This is a genomic window from Clostridium sp. CM027 (assembly GCF_024730565.1).
Lineage (GTDB): Bacteria > Bacillota > Clostridia > Clostridiales > Clostridiaceae > Clostridium_AD > Clostridium_AD estertheticum_B.
In genome coordinates this window covers 2,886,782-2,903,808 of sequence record NZ_CP077725.1, presented here as the reverse complement: position 1 = coordinate 2,903,808, position 17,027 = coordinate 2,886,782, and the positions used below count along the sequence as shown (strand labels likewise).

Genomic DNA, 17,027 nt, shown 5'->3' with positions numbered 1-17,027 from the left:
ATTATGAATATTTGATTTAAGGGCTTATTATTACTAATACTTCAAAAAACAAAAGTATATATTACCGCAAATATGTTTCACTTCGCTGAGTAATATATACTTTTAGGTTTATTGTTCCATTTGTTTTCCTAGAAAAGAGGCTGCAGTTTCAGCTAGCTTTAATTCTAAATTTCCAAATTTAGCTTCTAGCTCTGTAGATATTATTATTACTGCTCCAATTGCGTCCCCTTCTGCTATTATAGGCGCAATTACTTGAGCATGGTATTTATTTTCCATTTCATCATCATACAGTGATATAACTTTTTCTGAACCTTCACCTAATACAGCAGCCTTTCTATTTTCCATTACTTTTTCTAATTCATTACTAATTTTTTTATCTACATACTCTTTTTTAGGACAACCACTTACAGATATTATGTTGTCTTTATCGCATATAATTATTATGTTTCCTATATTTTGTTGTAATGAATCAGCATATTCTCTAGAAAATTCACTTAATTCACCTATAGGTGAATATTTCTTTAAAATAACTCCACCTTCTCTATCAGTAAATATTTCTAGTGGGTCTCCTTCTCGTATTCTCAGTGTTCTTCTTATTTCTTTAGGTATAACAACCCTTCCCAAATCATCTATACGTCTTACTATTCCGGTTGCTTTCATTTAAATAATTCCCTCCTTATATAAAGTTTTATATAATATACTAGCTTTATTATTATCTTTCTAAACTTGAATTTTTATGCACATTTGCAAATGTTTAAATAAAAATAAAGAATACCTCCATATTAAAGGTATTCTTTATACATTAAATCGTCTCCTGCGGAGCTGCAATTTTAACGACTCCAGAAGTAGATTTATACTCCCACTTATAGAAGTGGGGGACTTTCCTTCTGAAATGTCATTAAAATGCTATAGATTTTTCGGATATTGCTTTATATTCGCTTCTTTTTTCCATTTTGTCATAGCCTCTGTCCATGCACTTTCTTTTCCCTGTGTTATAAGCGTTTTTTCTACTTCTGCCTTAACAGCTGTAAATTTCTTTACAGGGTATTCTTTTTTTTCTATAGTCTTTATTATATGCCATCCATATTGAGTTTTAACAGGTGCTGAGATTTTACCTTTTGGCAAAGCAATAGCTGCTGCCATAAAGGTTTTATCCATTTGAGCATCATTATACTCTACATCTCCTAAATCTCCACCATTGTCCTTAGTTCCATCTGTACCTTTTTCTTTTGCGACTTTCGCAAAATCTTCACCAGCGTCTAAACGTTTCTTAATGGCTATAGCTTCCGGTTCTGTTGCTACTAAAATATGAGCTGCATGAATTGTATTCGGTTTTTCTGTAAACTGGTTTGGATTAGCATCGTAATATGCTTTTTCCTGTGCCTCAGTAACTTTAACATTTTTTGTAACTTCAGTGAATAGTGCATCTTGAATAATACTTGGCTTTATTCTTGCTTTTAGAGATTCTTCTGTAAGGCTTGTTTGTGCTAAAGCCTCTTTATATTTCGCATCTGTTCCCAAACTTTTCTTAATTTCTGCTAATTGCTTATTTGTTTCTTCATTTAATTTAGCTTCGGTAGGCATTAATTTTAACTCTTCCGCCTTATAATCCACAATTTTTTCAGTAATCATACCTTCTACTACTTGCTGTTTTTGCTTTGTTAATTCTGCCATAGCCTCAGCATTAGTTTTATAATTTGCTCCATACTGCGTTTCAAATTGTTTAATAACACCTACTAATTGTTCGTCAACCTGTCCTTTAGTTATTTTAGCATCGAAAGCCTTCGCAACTACACTTTTAGCAATGCCCTTAGGTGTTTTTTCAATCATATTACAACCATTTAATGATGTAGCTAATATAGTTATTAAAGCCGCGCCAATTATTTTTTTTACGTTTTTCATTATATTTCCCCCATTCTATATGTAATATCGCCGTGTAAAGCTCTGTTACGATACCCATTAATTTTAACACAATTTTACTTTATTTCAACTATACTTTTTATATGATTCACAATCTCTATGAGATTTGCAATCACCTCTTCTTTGTTTAAATTTTTAATCTTGTATGCAAAGGCAGGCTTATTCCCTAATTTAAATACAATACTTCTATTATATTTACTAATCAAGGCTTTAACTAATTTTTGATTTATTCTTTCGCTACTATCAAATTGTAATATTATCTCCTCCTTTACCTCTTTGATTTCTATTATCCCCACCTTGCTTGATATACACCTAAGATAAGCGATATTCATAAGACTTACAACACTTGATGGTATGTCTGAAAACCTATCTTCTATTTCCTCTTGTATATCTACCATATCCTCGTTACAATCAATAGCCGCAATTTTCTTGTAAATTTCAATTTTCTGCGACTCATCTTCAATATAAGTACTAGGAATATACGCATCTATTTTAATTTCAACAGAAGTTTCAATAGGCTCCATTTCTATATCGCCTCTTATTTTTTTCACTGTGTCTTCGAGCATCCTACAGTATAAATCATAGCCTACCGCAGCCATATGACCATGTTGGGCACCGCCCATCATATTTCCAGCACCCCGAATTTCCAGATCTCTCATTGCGATTTTAAAACCTGACCCTAGCTCCGTAAAATCCTTAATTGCTTTAAGTCTTTTTTCAGCAACCTCTGTTAACACCTTATCTTTTTTATAAGCAAGATATGCATAAGCTATTCTATTTGATCGACCAACCCTACCTCTTAATTGGTAAAGCTGAGAAAGTCCCATCTTATCTGCGTCGTAAATTATAATTGTATTTGTATTTTGAATATCTATTCCCGTCTCAATAATAGTTGTACACATCAATATATCATACTTGTTCTCCATAAAATCTATCATAATAGATTCTAATTCTCTTTCTGTCATTTGCCCATGCGCAATACACACTCTAGCTTCAGGAACTAGCTTTCCTATAAATGCTGCCATTTCTTTGATAGTTTCTACTCTATTGTACACAAAGAAAACTTGCCCCTTTCTATTTAGTTCTCGCAGCATCGCATCCCTTATTAATTGATCGTTAAATTCTACCACATAGGTTTGTATTGGATACCGCTCCTCTGGTGGCGTTTCAATTACACTTATGTCGCGCACTCCAGTAAGCGACATATGCAATGTTCTTGGAATTGGAGTAGCTGTTAGCGTAATCACGTCTATATTTTTTCTTAGACTTTTTATTTTTTCCTTATGAGTAACCCCAAATCGTTGTTCCTCATCTATAATCAATACCCCTAGGTCTTTAAATTTTACATCTTGCTGAATTATTCTGTGCGTTCCTATTAATATATCTACGTTTCCTTCTTTTGTCGCCTTAATGACAACTTTTTGCTCAGCAGGTGTCCTAAATCTACTTACCATTTCAACCTTTACTGGAAAGTCTGAAAATCTTTTGGTAAGATTTTTATAATGTTGCTCAGCGAGTATTGTAGTTGGTACTAAGAACGCTACTTGCTTTCCATCCATAACCGCTTTAAATGCCGCTCTAACGGCTACTTCTGTTTTTCCATACCCAACGTCACCACATATCAATCTATCCATTGGTTTATCCGACTCCATATCTTTTTTGATTTCTTCAATTGCTATTATTTGATCTGGAGTTTCTTCAAATGGGAATTCTTCTTCAAACTGTTTTTGCCATACAGTATCCTTGCTATATCTGTGGCCCTTAAGTGTAGCCCTTGCTGCATAAAGTTTTACCAAATCCTCTGCAATATCTGCAATAGAGTTTTTAACTTTATTCTTAGCCTTAACCCATTCTAGCCCACCTAATTTGCTAATCTTTGGAGCTTTGCCTTCACTTCCAATATATTTTTGTACTAAATCTAATTGTTCTACCGGAACATAGAGGTTATCACAACCATTATAACTCAGTTGCAAGTAATCTCTTTTATGTCCATGAACTTCCAATTGCTTAATTCCTTTGTATACGCCTATTCCATGATTTACGTGAACAACGTAGTCTCCCAATTTAAGTTCTGTAAAGCTTTTAAGTTTACTTACTCCCTTTTTACTAGAACGACTAGTAGCTTTTCTTTTTGATCCACCAAAAACCTCTTTATCGGAAATAACACATAATTTCAGCTGCGGATACTCAAAGCCCTTTAATTGATTACCAAAGGTTACAACCACTTCTCCAAACTCAATTTGAGAAATGCTGTCTTTATAGACACTTTCAATGCCTCTATCCCTAAGTATATCTATTAATTTCTCCCCTCTAGTTCTTGTACCAGAAAGAATTACGATCTTGTATCCTTTACTTTTTTTGTCCTTTATATCCTCAATAAGCATGTCTAATTGGCCATGGTAATCATAATTGGTAATTTGAGAAAAAGATACTATGTCCCTTGGCTTAAGCACTGTTGTGCTTTTAGCAATAGCGTTTATTGTAATAACTTCTACGTTCTCTAACTCTTCATATATATATTGCTTATCAATTAAAATTTCTGCTTGTTTAGGCAGTATACTTCCTCGTCTTAAAAAATTCTCGTAATTTTCTTCAAATTCGAAATACACGCTATCTAGTTTACCTAGGCACCTTTGTGAATCATCAACCACTATAAATGATCCCTTCATATAATCTAAAAAAGAAGATACATTATCATAAAAGTAAGGCATATAGCTATCAACATCTTTAAAACTCCACGTTTCTTTAAGTGATTCCAAATTAATATCAACTAATGAAGTTATTTTTTTTATAATTTCTTTATCTTTTTTCTTGTTAAAGCTACCTACCACATTGATTAGGTCTTCCTTTATTTTGTTATATCCTTTTTCCCTAATTTCCTGGGTTAATATCATTTCCTTTGCTGGAAATATATCTATTTCGGATACCTTATCAATACTCCTCTGAGTTTCAATATTGAATGTCCTTATAGAATCTATTTCGTCGTCATAGAGTTCTATCCTAAAAGGTAACGCAGAAATAGGGGGATATAAATCTATAATTCCTCCCCTTATTGAAAATTGACCTTTTGTGTCTACTCTTTCTACCCTTTCATACCCACATTCAATTAATTCTTCCGAAAACGCATTTAAATTTAAATTGCCCCCTACAGCTAATTTGAAAATATATTTTCGGAGCAAATCTATAGGCATATAAGTCGCTGCCAAAGCCTCAATACAAGTAATTATTATTTTTTTACCGCTTTCAGTAATTTTTTTCATTACTTTAAGTCTTTCCCATCTCAAGTCGCCAGATACAGCATCCGCATTATAAAATCCCATTTCTCTAGTTGGAAAATAGTACACATCATTTACATAAAAAGATAAGTCTTCGTAAATATTTTTAGCCTCTACATCACTATGCGTTAAAATCAATATAGATTTATCTAATTGCTCGTACACACCATTCACTAAATAGTTCTTAGCTGATTCCGAAAGTCCATATACGCCAATTGGATATATTTTCTCTTCTATATTGCTTAGTATACTTTTAAATTGATTACTCTCTTTCAAAGGCTTCATAAGCCCACTCAGTCTCATGTTAACACCTCTCACTCACTCCATAAATATAGATAATCTTCCAATAATATTTTTATTTAAGCATTAAATCCATTAAACTGATTCATAGCCTCCGTATATCCTTTTGCTATTATCGTTTGAACAGCTTTTATACTAGCCTCAAAAGTCTTTTCTACAAGCACCCGGTCTTCTTTAGAAAATCGCCCTAAAACATGAGGTATTAGCGCCTTTTCCGGTTGTCCTACCCCTATTTTTATTCTTAGAAATATGTCGGACGACATGTTAGCTATAATACTTTTTATCCCGTTATGTCCACCAGCACTACCCTTACTTCGTATTCTTAATTTACCTGCATCCAAACTAATATCATCATACATTATGATGATATTTTCATTTGGAATCTTATAAAAAGAAGCTGCTTCGCGCACACTTTCTCCACTTAAATTCATATATGTACTAGGTTTTAAAAGAATAACTTTTTCCCCTGATATGATAATTTCTCCACATACTCCTTTAAATTTTATCCTATTAATTGAAGTATTATACTTCTCTGCCATTAAATTTATTACATCAAATCCTACATTATGTCTTGTATACCTATATTCATTTCCTGGGTTTCCTAGTCCAACTACCAAATACATTATTACCCCCAAATATTATTATGTTTAAACCTTATGTCTACCACATAATTATTTTTTCATATGCCTTATTTATAATATTATACTAAAAAAGTATTTTAATCCACAACTTTACATAAAAATTACCATATAATTTATTCTTTTGTTATGATTTATCTTTAAAAATAACTAGTAGTCTGCTATGCCTAACCTATATAACTGCTAAGATTATATTATTAACCTTAATTAAGCTATTTTAGTGGTCTAATAACTTTACCATGAGTCATCAAATCATTAATAACTTCTTTAGCTTCATTTATATTAATAGCAAACCCCATTCCGTAAGTTTCACTGGATGAATCAATTTTCAAACTATTTATACCAATAACTTCTCCATAGATATTGCATAACGCTCCACCACTATTCCCTGGATTTATATCTGCATCAGTTTGTATTACTTTATAGATAGTTTGTTCACCTGTTTTTTTATCAACAATATTAATTCTTTTATCCAATGCGCTTATAATACCCGCAGTAACCGTTCCTAAAAACTGTTTTCCTAGTGGATTACCAATCGCAATAGCTATATCACCAATTTTAACCTTTGATGAATCGCCAAATTTTGCAATAGGCAAGTTACTAGCTTCAACTTTTATAACCGCCAAATCAGATATAACATCCGTGCCTACAACTGTTGCTTTCAAAATATTATCATTGCTCAGTTTCACTTTTATTTTTGTCGCACCTTTAATTACATGATAATTAGTAATAATATATCCATCACTTTTAAATATAATCCCTGAACCATTGCCTTCTGGTGTATCCCACAATTCTTCTGCTTTACTACTAATGCCAACTACTGATGGTGCTACCTTTTGTGCAACTTGTGAAATAGGATTATCATCTGCCTCTTGAATATTATCGTTTTCTCTTACACCTGAATTTAAATTGCTACTAGTCACTTTTGGTACTTTCCCCTTATTAATTATATACTGGGCTGTAATCCCCCCAGATAGGGCTGCTATCAGCATAAAACTAATTACTTTTAAAAATGTCTTGAAATAATTTTTCTTGTTGTTTTTTCTAAATTTAATTTCGCTAAAGATGTCCTTGCCAAAATCTGCATTCTTCCACAAAGCATCTCTTACTTCATTACAAGATTCATAGTTATCCTTATTATCCATAGCATCATCCCCTCCCTACTGGTCATATCTATATTATATAAATTTTATTTCATTATAAATTATTCACTTTCGTTAATGTAAAAGTAAAATAAACACCATTGTCCTTATTTTCAACCCATATATCACCCTGTAATTGAGTTATTATATTTCTAACTATAGATAATCCAAGTCCAGTACTATCTTTTGCTGTTCTTGATTTATCCGCTTTATAAAATCTATCCCAAATATGCAATAAATCTTCCTCAGCTATTTGCGGACCAGCATTGAACACAGATATTAATGCATTTCTTCCTTTAGATTTTGAACTAATCTTTATTTTCCCACCATCACTTACATATTTTATTGCATTGTCCAATAGATTTGTAATCACTTGTACTAATCTATCTTTGTCTCCTGCTACAAATAAATTATCTTCATCAAAGCATACATCTACAGAGACCTTTTTCTCTTTAATTTTTGTTTCATTTTTTATAACTGTAAGTCTAATGATTTCATTAATATCCACTTCCATAATCTTCAAACTAAACTCCCCAGCTTCAATTGCAGACATATCTAATAAGTCATTTACAAGCCTTGTTAGTCTTTGAATTTCCTCATAGGCAATAGATAAGTAGTATTTTTCCTTTTCCTCTGGAATTACCCCATCTAGTATCCCACCAATAAACCCCTTAATTGATGTTATAGGAGATCTAATCTCGTGCGATACATTGGATATGAATTCGCGTCTATTTTTCTCGTTTTTTTCTACAGAATCAGCCATAAAATTAAATGATTGAGCGAGTTCTCCTATTTCATCATTAGATTTTAAATAAACCCTCTTATAAACATCCCCATTAGATATCTTCTTAGCTACTGAATTAATCTCTGCTAAAGGCTTTATAATTATTTTTTGAGAAAAATAATATATAACTATACAAGAGAATATTATTGCAAAAATTGCAGATATCCAAATTATTTCATAAACACGTTTTAAAGATTGGCTTAATTCTTCAATTGAGTTGCATAATATTATAGCTCCCTTAAAAGTGCCCGCCTCAGTTCTTATTGGCGTACCGTAAACTCTTACCGTGTTATCAAATATTCCAGCATAAGGGCCTGTAATCTCAAACGTATGCCCAAGCCTAAGCTGATCTAGTTGCTCAGCAAAAACCTGTTTTCCCATAAACTCCTTATGCTCTTTATTAGATACCAAATAAACACAACCGTAGCTATCTGTAAGCCAAATATCGGATTTTATATACTCAGCAATGATTGTCATTACGTCATTTAATTTTTCCGAAGTAGCATCCCCAGCCATATATTTCATAGCAAGCCCTTGTATCATATATGACTTATCCAAAAATTGTTCTTTTCTTTGCTCGAAAAAATAATTTTGGAACCAATAAGACAAAAAAGAGGCAATAATTATTAAACTCATTGAAATTATAATAGTATAGGTGGCTAACATCTTAAAAAACAGCCCTCTTTTAAACATCTATTTCACCTCAAATTTGTATCCCACTCCCCAAACAGTCTCAATTTGCCAATTTGGACCTCCTTGAAGCTTTTCTCTTACCCTTTTAACATGCACATCCACTGTTCTAGAGTCTCCTGGATAATCGTATCCCCAAACCTCACATAAGAGTTGTTGCCTTGTGAAAACTCTATTCTTATTAAGAGCTAAATAATGTACTAGTTCAAATTCTTTAGGTGGCATTTTTACCTCTGAGCCTTTATATGTAACATTATAAGAATTAATATCAATTTCTAGATCCTCAAAATTTAAAACCTCTTTACCACCTTTATCTAAGTTATAACGCCTAAGCACAGCTTTCACTCTTGCAATTATTTCTTTTGGCTCAAAAGGCTTAACTACATAGTCATCCGCTCCAAGTTCTAGCCCCAATACCTTATCAAATGTTTCCCCTTTGGCAGTAAGCATAATAACCGGTGTTTCGTTCTCTTTTCTTATCCATTTCAAAACATCGATTCCATCAATATACGGTAACATTATGTCTAAAAGCACCAAATCTGGTTTATAACTTAGAAATGCTTCCTGTGCAGCCCTGCCATCATATGCTACTTTTGTTGCATATCCTGAATTCTCAAGATACATTTTAATTACCTCAGCAATATTTTTATCATCATCAACTATTAGTATTTTCCCTATAGTTCCTTCCATATCAGTACCTCCAAATTATTTCCTCTATTTTTTCCCTCTATTTTTTTCTATCATTCATCTTTGAAAAATAACTAGTCAACATGCTAATTTATCTTATTAATAATTTATCATACTTTAATGATAAGTTATTAGTTTTTATTAAATGTTACAAATTATTCACCACTTCCGATAATAATTTAAACATTCTACATAAGTACTGAGTCTATATAGTATACTTACTATCCCATTATTATGTAAATCCAGATTATAAAAAAATAGCGATGCCCAATTATAAAAATAATAGAGCATCACTATTTTAAAATATGTATTATAAACTGGAATCTTCCTCGAATAATTTACTTACCGAAACATCCTCATATATTCGCTTTATAGCCTCCGCCAAAATTGGCGCTACAGATAATGTAGTGAATTTTTCGCATTGTTTACCTTCTGGCATATCAATTGTATTTAATATTATCAATTCTTTTATTACCGAATCATTTATTCTTTGAATAGCAGGCCCTGATAATACGCCATGACTGCAACAAGCATAAACATCTTTTGCTCCGAGTTTAACTAAAGCATTCGCTCCATTAGTTATTGTTCCCGCAGTGTCTATCATGTCATCCATCATGATACAAGTTTTCCCCTTAATATCACCTATAACATTCATAATTTCTGCAACATTAGCTTTTGGTCTTCTCTTATCAATTATCGCTATTGATGCATGTAGCTTATCTGCAAATTTTCTTGACCTAGCAACGCTTCCAAGATCTGGTGCAACTACAACTACATCGTCCCTATCTTTAAATCCGTTCTTGATGTAGTATTTTGCAAGTATAGGTGTCCCAGTCATATTATCAACAGGAATATTAAAATATCCTTGTATTTGAGCTGCGTGTAAATCCATAGTCAGTACTCTATCTGCTCCTGCGGTTGTTATAATATCTGCCACAAGTTTTGCTGTAATTGGATCTCTAGCTTTTGCTTTTCTATCCTGCCTTGCATACCCATAATATGGTATAACCGCAGTTATTCTTCCTGCTGAAGCTCTCTTAAATGCATCAATCATAATAAGTAATTCCATTAAATTATCGTTTACTGGTGCATTAGTCGATTGAACAACAAATACATCTGCGCCCCTGACAGTTTCATGTATATTAACAGATATTTCTCCATCACTAAAAGTTCCTACTTCTGAAGCTCCAATTGGTAATCCTAGTATGTCAGCTATATCTGCGGCTAATTTAGGATTTGAGTTGCCCGTAAAAATTTTAATATTCTTTCCGTGGTTTATCATATGTAGTTCTGATTCCTAAAATCATAACAAATCATATTTTAATACAATTCATATAAATTTTCATTCTATACACTAAATAGAACGTCAGCATCACGAGACTCAACTACTAGGGTTAATACTCTCACATTAAAATCTTACATACCATTCAATGCGCGTTTAGTAGTTTTTATATACACATTCTGCTGAAAAAATCAGTTTTACACCTCCCTTTATAATTTACTTATTGATTGTATGCTTGTTATTTTATTTGCTGTGTCCTGATTTCACTACCCAATTTTCAATATTTTTTTGCCTTGCTCTAGCTATTGCCAAAGCATTTTTAGGCACCTCATTTGTAATTGTAGAACCAGCCGCAATGTACGCGTTATCATTAACCTTTACAGGTGCTACTAGGTTAGTGTTGCATCCTATAAACGTATTATTGCCTATTATAGTTTTGTATTTTGCTTTTCCATCATAATTTACAACTACAGTTCCGCAGCCAAAATTACATCCACTTCCTACCTCTGCATCACCAATATAAGTAAGATGAGATACCTTTGTATTATCTCCAATAGTTGATTTTTTAATTTCAACAAAATCTCCTATTCTAGCATGTTTACCTATATTGCTTTCTGGTCTAATGTACGCAAAAGGTCCAACAGTAGTTTGATCGCCTATCTGGCTTTCAATTACAACAGAACTTTGAACTGAAACTCCGTTTCCTATAATGCTATCCGCAATTCTATTATTAGGGTAAAGAACACACTCTTCTTTAAGAATAGTCTTACCCTGCAAAATATTCCCTGGATATATAGTAGTATCTTTTCCTATTATAACTTCTGAATCTATGTATGTATTATTAGGGTCAATTATTGTAACTCCATTTTCCATATGTTTTCTATTTATTCTTTTTCTCATAATGGCCTCTGCATCTGCAAGCTCTACCTTTGAATTAACTGCAGTAATTTCTTCAACTGGCACATCAAAAGCTCCAACCTTAAACCCTTGCTCCTTTAATATACTAATAACATCTGTTAAATAGTATTCCTCTTGAGCATTATTATTATTTAATCTATCTAAACTATTAAGTAATTCTTTTATGCTAAAGCAATACATTCCAGAATTTACTTCTTTAACTAATACTTCTTCTTTTGTACAATCTTTAAACTCAACAATTTTTTTAACCTCACCATTTTCATCCCTAATTATTCTACCATACTTTGCAGGCTCAGCCATACTTGAAGTTAATATAGTCGCTTTAAAATCACCTTTTTCATGATAATCTAATAGTCTCCTAACTGTACATTCAGTAATTAGTGGACCATCTCCAACAAATATTGCTACCGTACCTTCATTCCCACTTAGGAACTCTTTAGCACACATTACTGCATGTCCTGTGCCTAACTGATCTTCTTGGACGGAGTAATTAATTTTTCTATCTTCTGATACTTTTTTAACCTGCGCGGCTCCTTTTCCAATTACCACATCAACCATTTCAATATCTGCCTTTCTCATAATGTCAATAACATGGTTTATCATTTCTTTACCACAAACCTTATGTACAACCTTAGGCATATTAGAATTCATTCTTTTTCCTTGACCTGCAGCTAATATTATAGCGCATTTATACAAATTAAACACCTCTTTATATATTAATTCGACATATTCACACATTTTATTTTATCTTTTCTTCAATTAAAACACTTCTTATATTATATTTTATATAACATTTAATTGCAACCAACCTTGGCCGTTTTTAATATTTTCTTTATAAAATAAAAAGGGGTAACCCCCTTTTTTATACTTCTAAATTTTCTTCTACCTCTTCTACTGGTTTTTCATTTTTTACTTTTTCATACTCATCCAATATAGCTGATTGAATCTTCTCTCTTGTTTGAGTATTTATTGGGTGTGCTATGTCCTTGAATTCCCCATCTGGAGTTTTCCTACTTGGCATAGCAATAAAAAGTCCACTTTGCCCTTCTATCACTTTAATATCATGAACAACAAATTCATTGTCAAAAGTTATTGATATAATCGCCTTCATTTTCCCCTCTGTAGCTATTTTCCTAATTCTAACGTCTGTGATTTCCATACACTCCACCTCCAAGTTGCGTTATAGTTATACTATTTCTCTATAACTTGGGTTTTTCCTTCTTAAATTGTAAATAAAAATTAAATCTTTTGAATATTACACTTTTTCAAAGTTTTTTGATGGAGTTAACTCAGAGTTACCTTCCTCGTTTATTCCTTTAAACTGAATAATCGATATGTATTCTGCTATTAATTTATGACCGCTTTGAATATTATCAACAAGAACTCCAATACCTAAAAGTTTACTTTCGAATTCTTTAAGCAAATTAATTATACCTGTTGCAGTTCCTCCAGCTTTCATAAAGTCATCTATAAAAATACATTTGCTCTGTTTTTTTATAGACTTTCTTGAAAGAGACATAGTTTGAATTCTGTTACTAGATCCAGATACATAGTTGATACTAACAGTACTGCCCTCAGTAACCTTCGGATCATGCCTTACAATAACTAATTGAACGCCAAGCATTTTTGCCACTTCATACGCAAGTGGTATCCCTTTAGTCTCGACTGTTACAACATAGTCTATGTCTAACTCACTAAAAGCAGATGCAAGGATTACTCCTGCTTTGTGCACTATTTCTGGATTATACATAATATCAGTCATATATATAAAATTTCCTGGTATCACCCTGTCCTTCTGTGTTAAAATTTCACATAATTTTTCTGCAAATGTTATACCTTCTTGCCTTGAGACCCCGCAAATATATTTCACTCCACCAGCTGCGCCTGCCACCGATTCCACTCTTCCCATAGATAACTCACTTAAAGTTTCACGGACAATAACAATATCTTCGCTAATTGTGGATTTAGCTGCATTAAATAATTCCGTAAACATCTTTAGATTAATTGTCTTATTAGGATTTTCTGTTAATATTTTAGTAATACCTGTAACTCTTTGATTTCTACTATATTTATTCATAATATCTCACCCATATCTTTATTTTACGAATTTTACTTTGTAAAATTCTTACTATCATTCGTATTTTAATTGTAAATCTTTTTTATCTTTATTACAATGCCTAATAGCTAATTTCAAGAGATTTAGTTACTTTACGTGCAAAAACTTGTTGACAGCTTTTAAGCTTTATAATTTGATGCAAGGCATTTTCAAAAAATATTATTCTATAATGTGTTTAGTTTTTTTGTATTTTTGTATATAATTAAGACGTACATATATACATTTATTTGTTATAATCAATACTAATGCGATTTGCATATACTAAATAGTCATAATCATTTTTAAGGAGTTGATATAATGTCTTTTGATTTTATAAGAGATAAAAACAAAAAAGTTCATTTCATAGGAATCGGTGGTATAAGTATGAGTGGTCTTGCTGAAATACTCATAAAAAACAACTATACAGTCTCTGGGTCTGATATGAATTCATCACATATCACAAGCAAACTTAAAGAAAAAGGTGTTCAAATTTATATAGGCCATAATGGTGATAACATAAATACTGCAGACTTAGTAGTTTACACTGCTGCTATTTCTCCTGAAAATCCAGAATACATTAAGGCTAAAGAGTTAAACATTCCTTTAATAGATAGGGCTGAATTTTTAGGTCAAATTATGAAAGGTCACAAATATAATGTTGCAGTAGCGGGTACACATGGTAAGACTACTACCACTTCAATGCTTGCCCACATCATTTTAAAAGAGGATGTAGACCCTACAATACTCGTGGGTGGAGAATTAGATGCTATCGGAGGTAATGTTTTAGCTGGAAATAGCGACTATTTTATTACAGAAGCCTGTGAGTATAAAGCATCATTCTTAAAGTTTTTTCCCTATATAGGAACAATATTAAACATAGATGCGGATCACCTAGATTACTATAAAGACATAAATCACATTAAAGATACCTTCATAAAATTCATTAATATTATACCAAAAGAAGGTTATTTAGTTGCGAATGTGGAAGATGAAAATGTTAAAACTATTCTCCATAATCATAATTACAACTGTAGCATACTTACTTACGGAATAAATAACGGAATGCTTAAGGCAAAAGATATTAGTTATAATGAATTAGGTTGTGCCACCTTTGATGTATACAAAGAGGGTCACAGATTATTTCAAATAAATCTTAATGTGCCTGGGCAGCATAATGTTCTAAATGCTCTTGCAAGTATAGGCACCGCACTAATCCTTAATTTTTCTGAAAACTCAATTACGCGCGGCCTTTCTAGTTTCAAGGGTACACATAGGAGATTTGAGTTAAAGGGGATTAAAAATGGCGTAACTGTTATTGACGATTATGCCCACCATCCTACAGAAATTAAAGCAACTTTAAGTGCTACAAAAAATTATCCTCATAATAAAATTTATTGTGTTTTCCAACCCCATACTTATTCAAGAACATTAAGCTTATTTGAAGATTTTTCAGATTCTTTTTATGATATGGATAATTTAATACTAGCAGATATTTATGCTGCCAGGGAAAAAGATACTGGAGTAATAAGTTCAAGTATGCTTGGAGATAGAATAAGAGAGAAAGGTGTAAATTGCATAAATCTTCATAGCTTTGATGAAATTGTTGATCATCTTAACAATAATTTAAAAGAAGGAGATATTCTTCTTACAATGGGTGCAGGAGACATCGTTAAAATAGGAGAAATGTACCTAAAATAATTGTTTATATTTATCTAAAGTATTTTTATGAAATTATAAAATAATCCATAATACTTAAGGCTTAAGTCTACGTCTTTCAGATGTAGGCTTATTTTTTATTTATGTGTTTGTCTACAACCACTATATTAGGAGTGTAATCCTGAAAATTTATTTAAAATTAACCTTAGAAAGGAATGTGTTCTTTATGAAAAAAGTTATTTACCAAGTAAATGCCTTCTCAGATCTGCCCTTCGGTGGTAATCCAGCCGGTGTAGTACCTAACGCTATTGGATTAAATTATACCGATATGTTAAATATCGCCCGAGAAATGAATTTATCGGAAACTGCCTTTGTTTTTCCTATGAAAGATGAGGAAGCAGATTATGAGGTAAGATTTTTTACACCTACCCAAGAAGTAGACTTATGTGGTCATGCTACAATTGGTTCTTTTTTTTCTTTAGCTTCAAAAGGTATTATTACTGGAACTGATAATGTTAAAATTGTAAAACAAAAAACAAAGGCCGGTATTTTACCAGTTGAACTTTATTTTAAAGATAATAAAATCGATAGTGTAATGATGACTCAAGCTAAACCCAAATTTGTTTTTGATGTTGCAAATACATATGAACTTGCACAAATCATGGGTATCAATGCACGTGACATAGGAATATCCGGGTATAGCCTCATTCCTCAAGCTGTATCTACCGGCCTTACAGACATTATGCTTCCGGTCAAAAGTTTGTCTGCATTAAAATCCCTAAATCCAAACTATACCAGATTAACTGAATATAGTAATAATCTAAATATTATTGGGGTACATGCCTTTACGCTTGAAACTGAAGAAGACTCCTCCACTCTATCTTGTAGAAACTTTGGTCCCGCTGCTGGCATAAATGAAGAATCTGCCACAGGAACTTCTAATGGGGCACTTGGTGCCTATCTAGTAAAAAATGATGTGCTTAAATTTGAAGATAATATAACTATAATCTGTGAACAAGGCTACTATATGAATAGACCTAGTAAAATAATCGTAAGATTAGAAGGAAGCAAAGAAAACTTAACAGTAAAGGTTGGGGGTAAATCGGTCATTGTTATGGAGGGGCTTATTTAATCTGCATAAATTAAAAAAATTAAAGCTCATATCCTTATACTAAAATAAGGATATGAGCTTTTTTACTTTCTATTATATCTCATGAAAAGCTGTTCTACTGCCTTAACGCTTTCAGGTTCAATATGTTGAAGAAGGATATTATATGGCTTTTTACCTACTTTTATTGCAATATATTTTTTTGTTATTGCAACCTTACTTATATCATTAAACATAATAGTCTTCCCCTTTGACGCAAAGTTACTATTAAGTTCAAATCTATCCTTTTCAAATTTTAAATAATTTAAATTTTCTAGTTTTCTAAGTTTTATAATAAAAGATATTGAAAATCCTATAGATACAAATGTCACCATTAGAAATATTCCCGCAATTCCAGTTCTTCCACGAACAAATGATCCTATGACTCCTATTAATAATGCAAAGCTCATTAAAATGCTGAATGCACCTTGCTTCATAGCCATTTTTTTTGTTACTCTACTAAATTTAATTTCTTTCAATTGCTTCCCTCCTA

Annotated in this window: 14 protein-coding genes; 2 read left to right on the top strand and 12 right to left on the bottom strand. The window is 32.1% G+C overall.

The window, feature by feature from the left end:
- Positions 1-108: 108 nt before the first annotated feature.
- The 11 genes from spoVT to purR form a co-directional block, all read right to left on the bottom strand.
- Complete coding sequence (spoVT, locus tag KTC92_RS13735; RefSeq protein WP_165412333.1) at positions 109-660, bottom strand: stage V sporulation protein T; 552 nt, start codon at positions 658-660, stop codon at positions 109-111.
- A gap of 246 nt (positions 661-906) precedes the next feature.
- Positions 907-1,902: a peptidylprolyl isomerase gene (locus tag KTC92_RS13730; protein ID WP_220286282.1), complete on the bottom strand. Its 996-nt coding sequence runs from the start codon at positions 1,900-1,902 to the stop codon at positions 907-909.
- A 74-nt stretch (positions 1,903-1,976) separates the two neighbouring features.
- A complete protein-coding gene (gene mfd / locus KTC92_RS13725) occupies positions 1,977-5,498 on the bottom strand; it encodes a transcription-repair coupling factor (RefSeq protein WP_220286281.1) in 3,522 nt (1,173 codons plus the stop codon).
- A gap of 56 nt (positions 5,499-5,554) precedes the next feature.
- Positions 5,555-6,118, bottom strand: a complete 564-nt coding sequence (gene pth / locus KTC92_RS13720; RefSeq protein WP_165412336.1) for an aminoacyl-tRNA hydrolase — start codon at positions 6,116-6,118, stop codon at positions 5,555-5,557.
- A gap of 227 nt (positions 6,119-6,345) precedes the next feature.
- Complete coding sequence (locus tag KTC92_RS13715) at positions 6,346-7,278, bottom strand: S1C family serine protease (protein WP_165412337.1); 933 nt, start codon at positions 7,276-7,278, stop codon at positions 6,346-6,348.
- Between the two features lie 52 nt (positions 7,279-7,330).
- Positions 7,331-8,752, bottom strand: a complete 1,422-nt coding sequence (locus KTC92_RS13710; RefSeq protein WP_165412338.1) for a HAMP domain-containing sensor histidine kinase — start codon at positions 8,750-8,752, stop codon at positions 7,331-7,333.
- A complete protein-coding gene (locus KTC92_RS13705) occupies positions 8,753-9,439 on the bottom strand; it encodes a response regulator transcription factor (protein ID WP_165412339.1) in 687 nt (228 codons plus the stop codon).
- Positions 9,440-9,746: 307 nt separating this feature from the next.
- Positions 9,747-10,718, bottom strand: coding sequence for a ribose-phosphate pyrophosphokinase (locus KTC92_RS13700; protein ID WP_165412340.1), 972 nt, complete (start codon positions 10,716-10,718; stop codon positions 9,747-9,749).
- Between the two features lie 243 nt (positions 10,719-10,961).
- A complete protein-coding gene (glmU, locus tag KTC92_RS13695) occupies positions 10,962-12,332 on the bottom strand; it encodes a bifunctional UDP-N-acetylglucosamine diphosphorylase/glucosamine-1-phosphate N-acetyltransferase GlmU (protein WP_216303792.1) in 1,371 nt (456 codons plus the stop codon).
- Between the two features lie 166 nt (positions 12,333-12,498).
- Positions 12,499-12,795: a septation regulator SpoVG gene (gene spoVG / locus KTC92_RS13690; RefSeq protein WP_165412342.1), complete on the bottom strand. Its 297-nt coding sequence runs from the start codon at positions 12,793-12,795 to the stop codon at positions 12,499-12,501.
- Between the two features lie 96 nt (positions 12,796-12,891).
- A complete protein-coding gene (purR, locus tag KTC92_RS13685; RefSeq protein ID WP_216303791.1) occupies positions 12,892-13,713 on the bottom strand; it encodes a pur operon repressor in 822 nt (273 codons plus the stop codon).
- A gap of 336 nt (positions 13,714-14,049) precedes the next feature.
- Here purR and murC point away from each other — a divergent pair, with 336 nt between their 5' ends.
- On the top strand, positions 14,050-15,429 hold the full coding sequence (gene murC / locus KTC92_RS13680; RefSeq protein WP_220286280.1) for a UDP-N-acetylmuramate--L-alanine ligase: 1,380 nt from the start codon (positions 14,050-14,052) through the stop codon (positions 15,427-15,429).
- A gap of 184 nt (positions 15,430-15,613) precedes the next feature.
- Positions 15,614-16,519: a PhzF family phenazine biosynthesis protein gene (locus KTC92_RS13675; RefSeq protein WP_216303789.1), complete on the top strand. Its 906-nt coding sequence runs from the start codon at positions 15,614-15,616 to the stop codon at positions 16,517-16,519.
- A gap of 62 nt (positions 16,520-16,581) precedes the next feature.
- Here KTC92_RS13675 and KTC92_RS13670 read toward each other — a convergent pair whose 3' ends face one another.
- Positions 16,582-17,013 carry a hypothetical protein gene (locus KTC92_RS13670; protein ID WP_220286279.1) on the bottom strand — a complete coding sequence of 144 codons (432 nt, stop codon included), beginning with the start codon at positions 17,011-17,013 and terminating at the stop codon, positions 16,582-16,584.
- Positions 17,014-17,027 lie beyond the last annotated feature (14 nt).

What these genes read in the sequence shown, in the direction of transcription:
- purR (WP_216303791.1), bottom strand. Translation starts at nt 13,713, where the DNA reads ATGAATAAATATAGTAGAAATCAAAGAGTTACAGGTATTACTAAAATA.
- KTC92_RS13730 (WP_220286282.1), bottom strand. Translation starts at nt 1,902, where the DNA reads ATGAAAAACGTAAAAAAAATAATTGGCGCGGCTTTAATAACTATATTA.
- KTC92_RS13705 (WP_165412339.1), bottom strand. Translation starts at nt 9,439, where the DNA reads ATGGAAGGAACTATAGGGAAAATACTAATAGTTGATGATGATAAAAAT.
- KTC92_RS13710 (WP_165412338.1), bottom strand. Translation starts at nt 8,752, where the DNA reads ATGTTTAAAAGAGGGCTGTTTTTTAAGATGTTAGCCACCTATACTATT.
- pth (WP_165412336.1), bottom strand. Translation starts at nt 6,118, where the DNA reads ATGTATTTGGTAGTTGGACTAGGAAACCCAGGAAATGAATATAGGTAT.
- spoVG (WP_165412342.1), bottom strand. Translation starts at nt 12,795, where the DNA reads ATGGAAATCACAGACGTTAGAATTAGGAAAATAGCTACAGAGGGGAAA.
- KTC92_RS13675 (WP_216303789.1), top strand. Translation starts at nt 15,614, where the DNA reads ATGAAAAAAGTTATTTACCAAGTAAATGCCTTCTCAGATCTGCCCTTC.
- spoVT (WP_165412333.1), bottom strand. Translation starts at nt 660, where the DNA reads ATGAAAGCAACCGGAATAGTAAGACGTATAGATGATTTGGGAAGGGTT.
- mfd (WP_220286281.1), bottom strand. Translation starts at nt 5,498, where the DNA reads ATGAGACTGAGTGGGCTTATGAAGCCTTTGAAAGAGAGTAATCAATTT.
- murC (WP_220286280.1), top strand. Translation starts at nt 14,050, where the DNA reads ATGTCTTTTGATTTTATAAGAGATAAAAACAAAAAAGTTCATTTCATA.
- KTC92_RS13715 (WP_165412337.1), bottom strand. Translation starts at nt 7,278, where the DNA reads ATGGATAATAAGGATAACTATGAATCTTGTAATGAAGTAAGAGATGCT.
- KTC92_RS13700 (WP_165412340.1), bottom strand. Translation starts at nt 10,718, where the DNA reads ATGATAAACCACGGAAAGAATATTAAAATTTTTACGGGCAACTCAAAT.